At 68.3% G+C, this 14,874-nt stretch carries 12 protein-coding genes and 2 tRNA genes; 12 read left to right on the top strand and 2 right to left on the bottom strand.

What is annotated here, in order from left to right; genetic code table 11:
* Positions 1–169: 169 nt before the first annotated feature.
* From AC4NMM_RS04520 to AC4NMM_RS04510, 3 genes are all read left to right on the top strand, one after another.
* The gene (locus AC4NMM_RS04520; RefSeq protein ID WP_491923635.1) at positions 170–1,672 is read left to right on the top strand and encodes a single-stranded DNA binding protein; all 1,503 of its coding nucleotides are present in this window, start codon (positions 170–172) and stop codon (positions 1,670–1,672) included.
* 97 nt (positions 1,673–1,769) lie between these two features.
* Positions 1,770–2,201, top strand: coding sequence for a histone family protein (locus tag AC4NMM_RS04515; RefSeq protein ID WP_491923634.1), 432 nt, complete (start codon positions 1,770–1,772; stop codon positions 2,199–2,201).
* Positions 2,202–3,206 carry a histone deacetylase family protein gene (locus AC4NMM_RS04510; protein ID WP_096394134.1) on the top strand — a complete coding sequence of 335 codons (1,005 nt, stop codon included), beginning with the start codon at positions 2,202–2,204 and terminating at the stop codon, positions 3,204–3,206.
* Positions 3,207–3,451: 245 nt separating this feature from the next.
* Here AC4NMM_RS04510 and AC4NMM_RS04505 read toward each other — a convergent pair.
* Positions 3,452–3,524 (bottom strand) — tRNA-Asp (locus AC4NMM_RS04505).
* 29 nt (positions 3,525–3,553) lie between these two features.
* Positions 3,554–3,626 (bottom strand) — tRNA-Asp (locus tag AC4NMM_RS04500).
* A gap of 278 nt (positions 3,627–3,904) precedes the next feature.
* On the opposite strand from AC4NMM_RS04500, the gene AC4NMM_RS04495 reads away from it, so the two are divergent.
* From AC4NMM_RS04495 to AC4NMM_RS04455, 9 genes are all read left to right on the top strand, one after another.
* Positions 3,905–4,135 (top strand): DNA-directed RNA polymerase subunit H, encoded by a 231-nt coding sequence (locus AC4NMM_RS04495; protein WP_004599097.1) that lies wholly within the window; start codon positions 3,905–3,907, stop codon positions 4,133–4,135.
* Positions 4,132–5,697, top strand: coding sequence for a DNA-directed RNA polymerase subunit B'' (locus AC4NMM_RS04490; RefSeq protein ID WP_096394133.1), 1,566 nt, complete (start codon positions 4,132–4,134; stop codon positions 5,695–5,697). The genes AC4NMM_RS04495 and AC4NMM_RS04490 overlap by 4 nt, the downstream gene beginning before the upstream one ends.
* 1 nt (position 5,698) lies before the next feature.
* Positions 5,699–7,528 (top strand): DNA-directed RNA polymerase subunit B, encoded by a 1,830-nt coding sequence (gene rpoB, locus AC4NMM_RS04485; RefSeq protein ID WP_096394132.1) that lies wholly within the window; start codon positions 5,699–5,701, stop codon positions 7,526–7,528.
* A gap of 6 nt (positions 7,529–7,534) precedes the next feature.
* Positions 7,535–10,462: a DNA-directed RNA polymerase subunit A' gene (locus tag AC4NMM_RS04480; RefSeq protein WP_096394131.1), complete on the top strand. Its 2,928-nt coding sequence runs from the start codon at positions 7,535–7,537 to the stop codon at positions 10,460–10,462.
* The gene (rpoA2, locus tag AC4NMM_RS04475) at positions 10,455–11,669 is read left to right on the top strand and encodes a DNA-directed RNA polymerase subunit A'' (RefSeq protein WP_491923633.1); all 1,215 of its coding nucleotides are present in this window, start codon (positions 10,455–10,457) and stop codon (positions 11,667–11,669) included. Before AC4NMM_RS04480 ends, rpoA2 begins: the two co-directional genes overlap by 8 nt.
* Positions 11,669–12,088 (top strand): NusA-like transcription termination signal-binding factor, encoded by a 420-nt coding sequence (locus tag AC4NMM_RS04470; RefSeq protein ID WP_096394129.1) that lies wholly within the window; start codon positions 11,669–11,671, stop codon positions 12,086–12,088. Before rpoA2 ends, AC4NMM_RS04470 begins: the two co-directional genes overlap by 1 nt.
* A 44-nt stretch (positions 12,089–12,132) precedes the next feature.
* Positions 12,133–12,969 carry a DUF7537 family lipoprotein gene (locus tag AC4NMM_RS04465; RefSeq protein WP_491923632.1) on the top strand — a complete coding sequence of 279 codons (837 nt, stop codon included), beginning with the start codon at positions 12,133–12,135 and terminating at the stop codon, positions 12,967–12,969.
* 213 nt (positions 12,970–13,182) lie between these two features.
* Positions 13,183–13,611 carry a 30S ribosomal protein S12 gene (locus tag AC4NMM_RS04460; protein WP_006111505.1) on the top strand — a complete coding sequence of 143 codons (429 nt, stop codon included), beginning with the start codon at positions 13,183–13,185 and terminating at the stop codon, positions 13,609–13,611.
* On the top strand, positions 13,608–14,261 hold the full coding sequence (locus AC4NMM_RS04455) for a 30S ribosomal protein S7 (RefSeq protein ID WP_096394127.1): 654 nt from the start codon (positions 13,608–13,610) through the stop codon (positions 14,259–14,261). The genes AC4NMM_RS04460 and AC4NMM_RS04455 overlap by 4 nt, the downstream gene beginning before the upstream one ends.
* The last annotated feature ends 613 nt before the right edge of the window (positions 14,262–14,874 follow it).

Here is a 14,874-nt window from a genome sequence, read left to right as displayed (position 1 = left end):
CGCGGGATGAACACCTTTTGTACCGACGGGCCCCATGCGCCTCTATGAGACGCCTTCGAGCCGCGACCGCGACCCGAACCGGTCGCTCCGCAGATCGGACGGGCGCCGGCGCGAGCCCGGACCGACGGCAACGCTTATGCGTGACCTCGCCGACCACGGAGGAACGAGTATGGGAGCCATAGAGGAGGTGTACGAGGACCTCGACACCGACGTCGAGTTCGAGGAGTTCGAGGCCGCCGTCGAGGACAAGGTCGAGCAGATGGGCGGGCTCGCGGACGAGGAGACCGCCGCGATGCTCATCGCGCACGAGCTGCGCGACGAGGAGGCGGACACCATCGCCGACATCGAACCGGGGATGAACGAGGTGAAGTTCCTCGGGAAGGTGACCGCCATCGGCGAGGTCAAGACCTTCGAGCGCGACGACGAGGAGGCCGACGAGGGCCGCGTGTGCAACGTCGACGTCGCGGACGCCTCCGGCTCCGTCCGGGTCGCGCTGTGGGACGACATGGCCGCGGCGGCCGAGGAGGAACTGGAGGTCGGGCAGGTGCTCCGCGTCATGGGCCGCCCGAAGGAGGGGTACAGCGGGCTCGAAGTGAGCGCGGACAAGGTCGAGCCGGACGAGGACGCCGAGGTCGACGTGCAGGTGCTCGACACCTACCGCGTCGAGGACCTCACGCTCGGCGCGTCCGACGTCGACCTCGTCGGGCAGGTGCTCGACACCGACTCGATCCGGACGTTCGACCGCGACGACGGCAGCGAGGGGCGCGTGGCGAACCTCACGGTCGGCGACGAAACGGGCCGCGTCCGCGTCACGCTGTGGGACGACAAGGCCGACCTCGCCGAGGAGTTCGAGGCGGGCGAGGTCGTCGAGGTCGGCGACGGCTACGTCCGCGAGCGCGACGGCGACTTAGAGCTCCACGTCGGCGACCGCGGCACGGTCGAACGCGTCGACGAGGACGTCGAGTACGTCCCGGAGACGACCGACGTCGCCGACCTGGAAATCGGCGAGACGGTCGATATCGGCGGCGGCGTCATCGAGACCGACCCGAAGCGGACGTTCGACCGCGACGACGGCAGCGAGGGGCAGGTCCGGAACGTCCGGATCAAAGACGAGACGGGCGAGATCCGCGTCGCGCTGTGGGGCGATAAGGCCGACCGCGAGATCGAACTGGCCGACCGCGTCGTCTTCACCGACGTCGAGATCCAGGACGGCTGGCAGGACGACTTGGAGGCGTCCGCGAACTGGCGGTCGACGGTCTCGGTCCTCGACGAGGGGAGCGACGCTGCGGCCGGCGTCGCTGGCGGGGCGTCCGGCTCCGGCTCCGCCGGGAGCGACGGGACCGCGGGAGACGGCGACCGCGGCGCGGACGAGACCGGTCTCGGCGCCTTCGCCGAGGACGGACAGAAGGCGGCCGCGGAGGCCGTCGCCGGCGAGGGCGGCGAGGACGAGGCGGGAAGCGCGAGCGGCGGCGCCGCGGCCGCGACGGCGGAGCGGGCGAGCGAGGACGTGGAGTTCACCGGGACCGTCGTCCAGACCGGCGACCCGGTCGTCCTCGACGACGGCCAGCGGACGAAGACGGTCGAGACCGACGCCAGCCTCCGGCTCGGCGAGGAGGTAACCGTCCGCGGGCCGGAGCGCGACGGGACCATCGACGCAGACGACGTGTTCTGAGGCGGACGCGTCTTCCGGCCCCGACGGTCCCCGTCCGGATCCGGCGGGGACGCGGGTAACGGAAAGCGTTATACGATACACGGACGCGACTGTGTGTATGAGTGTCGAGTTGCCGTTCGCGCCGGTCGACGGGATCATCCGGCGGAACGCGGGGGAACTCCGCGTCAGCGCGGACGCCGCCGAGGAGCTCGCGCGACGGATCCAGTCCCACGGCGCGGCGCTGGCCGTCGACGCGGCAGAGCGGGCGACCGCGGACGGCCGGAAGACGCTGATGGCCGCGGACTTCGGCGTCGAGCAGGTCGTCAGCCGGGAGGACCTCACGCTGCCGGTCGCGCCGATCGACCGGATCGCTCGGCTCCGGATCGACGACCGATACCGGGTCGGCGTCGACGCGCGGGTCGCGCTGGCCGATATTCTGGAGGACTACGCCGACAACGTCGCGAGCGCGGCCGCGACGCTGGCCCGCCACGCGGACCGGCGAACGGTACAGGCCGAGGATATCGAGACGTACTTCGCGTTGTTCGAGTAGATGCGGTTCGGCTACAGCGAGCGGTGTCTCGACCACGACACCGGCGAGCGACACCCGGAGAACCCGGACCGGCTCCGCGCGATCCGCCGCGGCCTCGCGAAGCGACACGGCGTCGAGTACGTCGAGGCGGACCCCGCCGAGAAGGCGGCGGTCACGGCGGTCCACGACCCGGACTACGTCGACGAACTGGAGTCGTTCGTCGCGGACGGCGGCGGGAGCTGGGACCCCGACACCGTCGCCAGCGACGGGACGTGGGACGCCGCGCTCAGCTCCGCCGGACTCGCCCAGTGGGCCGCCCGCGAGGCGCTCGACGGGTCGACCGGCCGACGGACGCCGTTCGCGATCGGCCGCCCGCCGGGCCACCACGCCGTCACCGACGACGCGATGGGGTTCTGCTTCTTCAACAACGCCGCGGTCGCGGCCCAGACCGCGCTCGACGAGGACCTCGCGGACCGCGTCGCGATCTTCGACTGGGACGTCCACCACGGGAACGGCACGCAGGACATCTTCTACGACCGCGGCGACGTGTTCTACGCGTCGATCCACGAGGACGGGCTGTACCCGGACACGGGCGACCTCGACGAGACCGGCGAGGGGGACGGCGAGGGGACCACCGCGAACCTCCCGCTGGCGGCCGGCGCCGGCGACGCCGACTACCTGTACGCGGTCGACGAGGGGATCGCGCCCGCCGTCGACCGGTTCGACCCCGACCTGCTGATCGTCTCGGCCGGGTTCGACGCGCACCGCCACGATCCAATCTCGCGGATGCGCGTCTCCTCGGAGGGGTACGCGCTGTTGACCGACCGGATCCGGACGCTCGCCGACGACGTCGGCGCCGCCGACGCGTACGTGCTGGAGGGCGGCTACGGTCTCGACACGCTCGCCGAGGGGGTCTCCATGGTCCACGAGACGTACGACGGGCGGACGCCCGTCGACACCGACGAGGAGCCGGACGAGAAGACGGAAACGCTCGTCGACGACCTCCGGGCGGCACTGGGGCTGTAGCTCGGGATCGGAACCGCCGCCGGACGCGCTCGTCGCTAGCGCTCCTCGTTCGTTGTTGCGGCAGCAGAAGCGCCCGGAGCGGGATTTGTACCTCAGTCTTTCCGCTCGCTTTTCGAGGCGCTCACTTCGCTCGCGCCTCGCACCGCTCGCTCCACTCCCTGGTTCAAATCCCTTCAGTCTGCGTTCGTCGACGCCGGACTCGCTCGTCGCTGGCGCTCCTCGCTCGTAGTCGGCGTCGACAGGAACGCCCGGAGCGGGATTTGAACCCGCGTCACGACCGTGACAGGGTCGTATGATGGGCCACTACACCATCCGGGCAAACAGCGACAGCGCCCCGAAAGAGGGGACGCCCGGAGCGGGATTTGAACCCGCGTCACGACCGTGACAGGGTCGTATGATGGGCCACTACACCATCCGGGCTTGTCGCATCAGTTCGTATCCCTGTCTGGCAAATAAGGCTTGTCATCCCTGACGGGAGTGCGGGTCGGTGACAGGGAATCGGGACGTCCGAGCCGGGACGCCGAGGGGCGCGGTCGGGGCCGCGGCCGGTATCCTTTTGTGTCGACCTCGCGTGCGTGAGAGTGTCGAACGCCCTCGGTCCGTGAGCCGCGCGCGGCAGCGCTTGGTAACTCTTATGCCGCTGGCGTATATACGTACCTGTAGTATCTCGTGATAGCTTCTCCCCACCACCAGCACCCATGGTAGACGTAAGCCAACACGAACTCGTCCCGGACCACGTTCTCCTCGACGACCCCGAGGAGGTCGAGGAGGTCCTGGCGGAGTACGACGTGAAGAAAACGAACTTACCGAAGATCAAACGCACGGATCCCGCGCTCCCCGACGAAGCCGAGGTCGGCGACGTGGTGAAGATCGTTCGCGACTCCCGCACGACCGACGAGGCGGTCGTGTACCGACTGGTCGTCTCATGAACAGGCAAGATCGACGCGTGGTTTCACGCGAGTACTTCTCGGACGAACGGCTCGCAGAACACCACTTCCGCTCGTTCAACAACTTCCTGGACCGCGGCATGCAGGAAGTGGTCGACGAGAAGGAGACGATCGAGACGGACATCGGCGACAAGGAGGGCCAGGAGCCCGTCTACGTCGAGCTCGGCGACGTGCGGATGGTCACCCCGCGCGTCCGCGAGGCCGACGGCTCCGAGGAGCTGCTCTACCCCCAGGAGGCGCGGCTCCGCAACATCACCTACTCGGCGCCCGTGTTCATGGAGATGTCCATCGTGCGCGGCGGCGAGGACGAGCCCGAGGAGGTCGTCGACACGACCGAGACCAAGGTCGGCCGGATGCCGATCATGGTCGGCTCGAACAAGTGTAACATGGCGGGCTTCTCCGACGAGGAGCTCATCGACATCGGCGAGGACCCCGTCGACCCCGGCGGCTACTTCATCGTCAACGGCTCCGAGCGCGTGCTGATGACCTCGGAGGACCTGGCGCCGAACAAGATCCTCGCGGAGTACGACTCGAAGTACGGCGACGAGATCCAGGTCGCCAAGACGTTCTCCCAGCGCCGCGGCTACCGCGCGCTGGTCCTCTGCGAGCGCAACCGCGAGGGGCTGCTCGAAGTGTCGTTCCCCTCCGTCTCCGGCTCCATCGACTTCGTGACGCTCGTCCGGGCGCTCGGACTCGAATCCGACGAGGAGATCGTCCACCGCGTCTCGGACGACCCCGAGATCGTGAAGTTCATGCTGGAGAATCTGGAGGAGGCCGACGTCCAGACGACCGAGGAGGCCATCGAGACCCTCGGCGAGCGCGTCGCGAGCGGCCAGGGGAAGAACTACCAGCTCAAGCGGGCGAACTACGTCATCGACCGCTACCTCCTCCCGCACCTCCACGAGGAGGGCGTCGACGAGGAGGACGTCCGCATCAACAAGGCGTACTACCTCTGCCGGATGGCCGAGGCGTGCTTCGAACTCGCCTTGGACCGCCGGGAGGCTGACGACAAGGACCACTACGCGAACAAGCGCCTGAAGGTCTCCGGCGACCTGATGCGCGACCTGTTCCGGACCGCCCTGAACAAGCTGGCGCGCGACGTGAAGTACCAGCTCGAACGCGCCAACATGCGGAACCGGCAGCTCACCGTCAACACGGTCGTCCGGTCCGACGTGCTGACCGAGCGGCTCGAACACCCGATCGCGACCGGCAACTGGGTGGGCGGCCGCTCGGGCGTCTCCCAGCTCGTCGACCGGACGGACTACATGGGCGTGCTCTCGCACCTCCGGCGCCTGCGCTCGCCGCTGTCGCGGTCGCAGCCGCACTTCGAGGCGCGGGACCTCCACGCGACCCAGTGGGGTCGCATCTGCCCCTCCGAGACGCCGGAGGGGCCGAACTGCGGGCTCGTGAAGAACTTCGCGCAGGCGATGGAGCTGTCGCAGACGGTCGAGGACGAACAGGGACTCAAACGAGAACTGGCGTCGATGGGTGTCGAGGGGATCCCCGGCATCGAGGGCGTCGAACGACAGACGGCGGACGACTAACATGGCACAAGCAGAACGCGAAGCGAAGGTGTACGTCAACGGGAGCCTCGTGGGCACCCACGAGAACCCCCAGGAGCTCGCGGAACAGATCCGCGAGGCGCGCCGCCGCGGCGACGTCTCGGAGATGGTGAACGTCTCGGTGAAAGACCGGACCCGCGAGGTCATCGTCAACGCCGACGCGGGGCGGGCGCGGCGTCCGCTCATCGTCGTCGAGAACGGCGAGCCGCTCCTCGGCGACGAGGAGATCGAGGCGCTCGAACGCGGCGACGTCGAGTTCGAGGACCTCGTCGAGCGCGGCTACGTCGAGTTCATCGACGCGGAGGAGGAGGAGGACATCCTCGTCGCCGTCGACGAGGAGGACGTGACCGAGGACCACACGCACCTCGAGATCGACCCGCAGCTCGTCTTCGGCATCGGCGCGGGGATGATCCCCTACCCCGAGCACAACGCCTCGCCCCGCATTACGATGGGCGCGGGGATGATGAAGCAGTCGCTCGGGCTCCCCTCGGCGAACTACCGCATCCGGCCGGACACGCGCCAGCACCTCCTCCACTACCCGCAGCTGGCGATGGTGAAGACGCAGACCTCCGACCAGATCAGCTTCGACAAGCGGCCGGCGGCGCAGAACTTCGTCGTCGCCGTGATGTCCTACGAGGGGTTCAACATCGAGGACGCGCTGGTGATGAACCAGGGTTCCGTCGACCGCGCGCTCACCCGCTCGCACTTCTTCCGGACGTACGAGGGCGAGGAGCGCCGCTACCCCGGCGGTCAGGAGGACCGCTTCGAGATCCCAGAACAGGACGTGCGCGGCGCCCGCGGCGAGGACGCGTACACCCACCTCGACGAGGACGGCCTCGTCAACCCCGAGACGAAGGTGGACGAGTCCTCGGTCCTGCTCGGCAAGACCAGCCCGCCGCGCTTCCTCGAAGAGCCCGACGACATGGGCGGGCTCTCCCCGCAGAAGCGCCGCGAGACCTCGGTGACGATGCGCTCGGGCGAGTCGGGCGTCGTCGACACGGTGACGCTGATGGAGGGCGAGGACGGCTCCAAGCTCTCGAAGGTGAAGGTGCGCGACCAGCGCGTCCCCGAGCTGGGCGACAAGTTCGCGTCCCGACACGGACAGAAGGGCGTCGTGGGCCACCTCGCGCCCCAGGAGGACATGCCCTTCACCGAGGAGGGGGTCGTTCCCGACCTCGTGATGAACCCGCACGCGCTGCCGTCGCGGATGACGGTCGGCCACGTGCTGGAGATGCTCGGCGGCAAGGTCGGCTCGCTCCGCGGCTCCCGGGTCGACGGCACGCCGTTCCAGGGCGAAGACGAGGAGGAGCTCCGCGAGCAGTTAGAGGAGCACGGGTTCAAGTCCTCCGGCAAGGAAGTGATGTACTCCGGCGTCACCGGCGAGAAGATCGACGCCGAGATCTTCGTCGGGACGATCTTCTACCACAAGCTGTACCACATGGTGTCGAACAAGCTCCACGCCCGCTCGCGCGGGCCGGTCCAGGTGCTCACGCGCCAGCCGACCGAGGGGCGGGCCCGCGAGGGCGGCCTGCGCGTCGGGGAGATGGAGCGCGACACGATCATCGGCCACGGCGCGTCGATGGTGCTCAACGAGCGACTGCTGGAGTCCTCGGACGCCGAGACGGTCCACGTCTCCGCCGAGACCGGGCTCGTCGCCGTCGAGGACCGCGAGCAGCGCCGCGTGTACGACCCGGTGACGGGCGACGAGGACGACATCCACGAGCTGGAGGTCAGCTACGCGTTCAAGCTGCTGCTCGACGAGATGATCGCTCTCGGCATCCGACCGAAACTCGAACTGGAGGACGCGATTTAGATGTCAATGCAAACACCGAAAGTGCTCGGCGGGATCGACTTCGGCCTCATGGACCCGGAGACGTACCGGGACATGTCCGCGACGAAGGTGATCACGGCCGACACGTACGACGACGACGGCTATCCGATCGACATGGGGCTGATGGACCCGCGGCTGGGCGTCATCGACCCCGGCCTGGAGTGTCGAACCTGCGGCTCCCACTCCGGCTCCTGTAACGGCCACTTCGGCCACATCGAGCTGGCCGCCCCGGTCATCCACGTGGGCTTCACGAAGCTCATCCGGCGGCTGCTCCGCTCGACGTGCCGAGAGTGCGGTCGGCTCGCCTTAGACGAGGCGCAGCGCGACGAGTTCCGCGACCGCTACGAGCGGGCGAAGGAGCTCGGCGACGACGAGCACGACGTGTTGAAGGCCGCCGTCCGGCAGGCCCGAAAGGCGTCGACCTGCCCCTTCTGCGGCGAGCCGCAGGCGGACATCAAACACGAGAAGCCGACCACCTACTACGAGGTCCAGGACGTGCTCTCGGGCGACTACTCCGAGCGCATCGCGGCCGCGATGCAGCCCGACGAGGAAGAGGACGACCCGGGCACCTCGCCGCAGGAACTCGCCGACGAGACTGACATCGCCGTCGACCGGATCAACGAGATCATGGCCGGCGAGTTCCGCCCGCGCAAGGAGGACCGCCGCGCCATCGAGACGGCGCTGGACGTCGACCTCACCGAGGAGGACATGAACAAGCTGATGCCCTCGGACATCCGCGACTGGTTCGAGGACATCCCGGACGAGGACCTCGAGGTCCTCGGCATCGACGCCGAGCACTCCCGCCCGGAGTGGATGATCCTGACGGTGCTGCCGGTGCCGCCGGTCACCACCCGCCCCTCCATCACGCTCGACAACGGCCAGCGCTCCGAGGACGACCTCACGCACAAGCTGGTCGACATCATCCGGATCAACCAGCGGTTCATGGAGAACCGCGAGGCCGGCGCCCCGCAGCTGATCATCGAGGACCTCTGGGAGCTGTTACAGTACCACGTCACCACGTTCGTCGACAACGAGATCAGCGGGACGCCGCCGGCGCGACACCGCTCCGGCCGCCCCCTCAAGACGCTCAGCCAGCGGCTGAAGGGGAAGGAGGGCCGCTTCCGCGGCTCGCTTTCGGGCAAGCGCGTCAACTTCTCGGCCCGTACCGTCATCTCGCCCGACCCGACGCTCTCGCTGAACGAGGTCGGCGTCCCGGACCGCGTCGCCAAGGAGATGACCCAGACGCTCAACGTCACCGAGCGCAACGTCGAGGAGGCGCGGCAGTACGTCCGGAACGGGCCCGAGGCCCACCCGGGCGCCAACTACGTGCGCCGCCCCGACGGCCGCCGGCTGAAGGTGACCGAGAAGAACTGCGAGGAGCTCGCCGAGAAGGTCGAGGCCGATTGGGAGGTGAACCGCCACCTCGTGGACGGCGACATCGTGATCTTCAACCGGCAGCCCTCGCTGCACCGGATGTCCATCATGGCCCACGAGGTCGTGGTGATGCCGTACAAGACGTTCCGGCTCAACACCGTCGTCTGTCCGCCGTACAACGCCGACTTCGACGGCGACGAGATGAACATGCACGCGCTGCAAAACGAGGAGGCCCGCGCCGAGGCGCGCGTCCTCATGCGCGTCCAAGAGCAGATCCTCTCGCCGCGGTTCGGCGGGAACATCATCGGCGCCATTCAGGACCACATCTCCGGCACCTACCTGCTCACCCACTCGAACCCCGAGTTCACGGAGACGCAGGCGCTGGACCTGCTGCGCGCCACCCGAGTCGACGAGTTGCCCGAGGCCGACGGCGTCGGCGACGACGGCCGCGAGTTCTGGACCGGCCGGACGCTGTTCTCGGAACTGCTCCCGGACGATCTGGACCTCTCCTTTACCTCCTCGGCCGGCGACAGCGTCGTCATCGAGGACGGTCAGCTGATCGAGGGGACCATCGACGAGGACGCGGTCGGCGCGTTCGGCGGCGAGGTCGTCGACACGCTCACGAAGGAGTACGGCGAGACGCGCGCCCGCGTGTTCATCAACGAGATCGCGTCGCTGGCGATGCGCGCGATCATGAACTTCGGGTTCTCGATCGGGATCGACGACGAGTCGATCCCGCCGGAGGCCGAAGAGCAGGTCGACGACGCTATCGAGAGCGCCTACGACCGCGTCCAGGAGCTCATCGAGACGTACGAGGCCGGCGAGCTGGAGTCGCTGCCCGGCCGCGGCGTCGACGAGACGCTGGAGATGAAGATCATGCAGACGCTCGGGAAGGCCCGCGACTCGGCGGGTGAGATCGCCGACCAGCACTTCGACGACGACAACCCGGCGGTCGTGATGGCCCGCTCCGGCGCCCGCGGCTCGATGCTGAACCTGACGCAGATGGCCGGCTCCGTCGGCCAGCAGGCGGTCCGCGGCGAGCGGATCAACCGCGGCTACGAGGACCGGACGCTCTCGCACTACCGGCCGAACGACCTCTCTTCGGAGGCGCACGGCTTCGTGGAGAACTCCTACCGCGGCGGGCTCACGCCCCAGGAGTTCTTCTTCCACGCGATGGGCGGCCGCGAGGGGCTCGTCGACACGGCGGTCCGGACCTCCAAGTCCGGCTACCTCCAGCGGCGGCTCATCAACGCGCTCTCCGAGCTGGAGGCGCAGTACGACGGGACGGTCCGGGACACCTCGGGCCGGATCGTCCAGTTCGAGTTCGGCGAGGACGGCACCTCGCCGGTGAAGGTCTCCTCCGGCGAGGAGGACGGCATCGACGTCGACGGCATCGTCGACCGCGTGGTCGACGCCGAGTTCGCCTCCGACGAGGAGAAGGAGCGGTTCCTCGGCGAGCGCGAGCCGCCGACGAACCTCTCGGAGCACGCCGGGCCGGGACTCAACAAGGCCGGCGGGCCGGGGGTGGAGTCCGATGACTGAGCACGACCACGTCACCGACGACATGGAGGCGGTCGTGGAGGCGACCGAGCTCCCGCGCCGGCTCAAGTCGAAGGTGTACGACGCCATCGACCGGAAGGCCGAGGAGGCCGGCGAGGTCACCATCGAACAGGCGACCGACATCGTCGACGGCGTCGTGAACCGCTACGAGCAGACGCGGGTTGATCCCTTGGACCCTGTGGGCACTGTTTCTGCCCAATCGATCGGTGAACCGGGTACTCAGATGACAATGAATACTTTTCACTACGCTGGCGTCGCAGAAATCGACGTTACGCAGGGGCTCCCTCGGCTCATCGAGCTGGTGGACGCCCGGAAGACGCCGGACACGCCGATGATGACGGTCCACCTCGACGGGGAGTACGCGACCGACCGGGAGAAGGCCCACGAGGTCGTCTGGTCGATCGAGGCGACGCGCATCCTCGCGCTCGGCGACGTGTCGACGAACGTCGCGGACATGCTGGTCCGGATCGACCTGAACGACGACACCCTGCTCGAGCGGTGGCCCACCCACTCCGACCCGACGGAGGTCGCGGAGATCATCGCCGAGACGATCGAGGACTCGCTGGGCGTCGACGCCCGGCAGGCCGGCACCGTCATCGAGTTCGGTCCCAACGAGCCGAGCTACCGCGAGCTGCTCCAGCTCGTCGAGCGGCTCCGGGAGATCGTGTTCAAGGGGATCGAGGAGATCGAGCGCGTCGTCATCCGCAAAGAGGAGATCGACGGCGACGAGGAGTTCGTCCTCTACACCGAGGGGTCGGCGTTCGGCGACGCCCTCGACATCGAGGGCGTCGACGCCTCGCGGACGACGTGTAACAACATCCACGAGATCTACCGCAACCTCGGGGTCGAAGCGGCCCGCGAGACGATCATCGACGAGACGAAGAACACGCTCGAAGAGCAGGGGCTCGACGACGTGAACGTCCGGCACCTCATGCTCGTCGCCGACATCATGACGAACAACGGCGAGATCGAGTCGATCGGCCGGCACGGCATCTCCGGCAACAAGGACTCGGTGCTTGCGCGCGCGGCGTTCGAGGTGACGGTCAACCACCTGCTCGACGCCGCGATCCACGGCGAGTACGACGACCTCGACGGCGTCATCGAGAACGTCATCGCCGGCAAGCCCATCTCGATGGGGACCGGCGACGTCGACCTCCGGATGGGGTCGCGCGTCGTGAGCGACGACTAATGCGCGTCGAGCTCTCCGACGAGGCGCGGCGCTACATCGGTCGGTTCGACGAGCTGACCGGCGTCACGCCGACCGACTGCCTCGTGGAGGGCGACCGGCTCGTGTTCGTGGTGCCCGCCGGCGAGATGGCGGCCGCGATCGGCCAGGGCGGCGAGACCGTCGCGGAGGCCGAACGGCGGCTCGACAAGTCGATCGAACTGGTCGAGGACGCCGACACGGCCGAGGCATTCGTCGCGAGCGCGCTCGCGCCGGCGGCCGTCAACGCCGTCACCATCTCCGAGCAGAACGACCGCGTGGCGTACGTCGAGGTCGAGGAGGCGGACCGCGGCGTCGCCATCGGTGCGGACGGCGACAACATCGAGACCGCCCGCCGGCTCGCGGAGCGCCACTACGACGTCGACGACGTCCAACTGACCTGAGGCCGAACCCGCGCCCTTTTGCCCGCCGGCCCGCTTGTCGACCCATGAACCGCAGACGCCTCCTCGCCGGTCTCGGAACCGTCACCGCGGTCGGACTCGCCGGCTGTTCCGGCGACGGCGGCAACGAAAGCGACGGCGGCGACACCGCCGATCGCCCGTTCCCCGACGCCGCGTGGCGCGACGGCGAGGGGCTCGACGTCGAGACGCTGGCGGAGCGACACGCCGACGCGCTCGTCGACGCCGGGGGCGCTACGCTGTTCTCGACGGCGGCGACGAGTCACGCCGGCGAAGCGGAACCGAGCCCGTGGCTCCCCTCCCAGGAGTACGAGGCCGCGTACGACCTCGAAAACGGACGCCAGCACGTGCGACAGGCGGTGACCGAGACCGACGAGCCGGACGTCTCGGAGCTGTACGTCGCCGACGGGATGGCCTTCATCCGCCGTCGGACCGGCGACGGGACGCGGTACGCCCGTCGAGCGGTCGACCGGTCGTCTGGCGAGCTCGAGTCGGCGATGCGCTCGGAGATGGTGACCGGGATCCGCGTCGAGAGCGAGACCGCGAGCGGCGAGACGGAGTACGAGGGGCTGAACCTGTGGAACCCCGCGAGCGACGGGGCGGGCGAGGTGCGCGGCGAGGAGACCGCGCAGTTTGTCGCCGACGCCTTCGAGGGCGACCGAAATATCCCCGAGACCGTCGAGACGGCGTCGGCGACGGTTCACGTGTACGACTCCGGCGTCGTGCCGCGGCTCGAACAGTCGTGGGCGGGCGAACACGACGGCGGGGAGGCGACTGTCGACGTCGACATCGACTACCGCGACCTCGGCGCGACGGTGTCGGAGCCGGAGTGGGTCGAGACGGCGCGCGAGGAGACGAGCTCCTGACTCTCGGAGCGCGGCCCGGATCGTTTCCGGACGAAACGACGGGCGCTCTCGCCGGCTTACCGGCTCAGCGGGAGCGAACGCCCGTCGTTTTCGGCCGAACTGATTCGTGAAACACCCTCAGATCCGTCGAGAGGGACCGCTCGGGGGATCTGAGGGCGTTTCGCGGCGGAGAAAGACGACGCTTAAGTAGCTCCGTTCGGAAGTAGGCGTACGATGGCGAACGGCAAGTACGCGGCCCGTAAGCTCAAAAAGGACCGGCAGAAGCGCCGCTGGTCCGACTCCGAGTACGCTCGGCGCGAGCGCGGGCTCAAGACGAAGTCCGACCCCCTGGAAGGTGCCCCGCAGGCGCGCGGCATCGTCCTCGAGAAGGTCGGCATCGAGGCAAAGCAGCCGAACTCGGCGATCCGAAAGTGCGTTCGGGTTCAGCTCATCAAAAACGGGAAGCAGGTCACCGCGTTCTGTCCCGGTGACGGCGCGATCTCCTTCATCGACGAGCACGACGAGGTCACCATCGCCGGGATCGGCGGTGCGAAGGGCCGCGCGATGGGCGACCTCTCCGGCGTCAACTACAAGGTCGAGAAGGTCAACGGCGTGTCGATGATCGAACTGGTTCGCGGCAACGCGGAGAAGCCGGTCAGATGAGCGGCGAAGAGACCGAGGCGCCGTCCGAGGAGGACGTCGCCGCCGACGAGCCGGACCCGGAGGCGCCCGCCTCCAGCGAGGCCGCCAACGAGAACGCCAAGCTGTTCGGCGTCTGGGACGTCACCGAGATCGCCTACGAGGACCCCTCGACGAAGCGCTACATGACCGTGACGCCCATCGCGCACACCATGGGCCGCCACGCGTCGAAACAGTTCAAGAAAAGCGAGATCTCCTTAGTCGAGCGGCTGATCAACCGCCTGATGCAGACCGACGAGAACACGGGGAAGAAGCAGCAGGCGACGCGGATCGTCCGCGACGCCTTCGACATCGTCCACGATCGGACCGAGGAGAACCCGGTTCAGGTCCTCGTGACGGCCGTCGAGAACGCCGCGCCCCGCGAGGAGACCGTCCGCCTGAAGTACGGCGGCATCTCCGTCCCGAAGGCGGTCGACGTCGCGCCCCAGCGCCGCGTCGACCAAGCGCTGCTTTTCATCTCCGACGCCGTCGCCAGCGCGACGTACAAGTCGACGACCGCCGCCGCCGAGGCGCTCGCGAACGAGCTCGTCGCCGCCGCCGACTACGACGTCGAGGGCTCCTACTCCATCTCGCAGAAGGAGGAGCGCGAACGCGTCGCCGCCGCGGCCCGCTAACGCCGGTTCAGCGTTCGGACCGACCGGTCGCGTTTTCGCGGTTTTCCGTTTCGACTCCAAGCGCGGAGCGGTAGCGCTGTTCGGCGTTGAGGTGTGTGGATCGGACTGGAAGACCCTCGATTGATAGCGGGAGTGAGTGTAGTACGTTGCTCAGTGTGATGGCGTAGTTGTTTATAAGGAGAATCGCGGTGTCATTGTCGGCTGTTTATAAATGACTGACGCTGCTGGGATGACGACCGCCAAAGCCCCAGTCGCGAGGCGGGCGCACGCTCGCTGCGCTCCTCGCTCAGTCGCTGGCGCTCCTTCGCTGCGGTGCTTCCGTCGCCTGCGGCCGCCTCGCGACTGCCCCTTTGAGTCCCACCCGCACCGCACAGCGACCGCACCTCACGCCTCCCCAACCTCGTCAGTCGCCTCCGCTTCGCTCCGGCGACTGACTCCCTCGCGGGCTGGCTCGCGGCCGCCGATGGCGGCCGCTCGCAGGCGCGCCACCGCATTCTCTTTTTATAAGCGCTTGTCGCCGTCGCTCACGGCTATTTAAATACTGTCTCGTCGCCACCGATCTGCGATACTCACTCCCGCTCTCGTTCACGTCGATATCGACGAGGCGCCGCCG

The sequence above is a fragment of the Halorubrum sp. SD41 genome, from assembly GCF_058630335.1.
The sequence above is the reverse complement of the archived record's forward strand: the minus strand, read 5'-3'. Positions and strand labels throughout refer to the sequence as shown.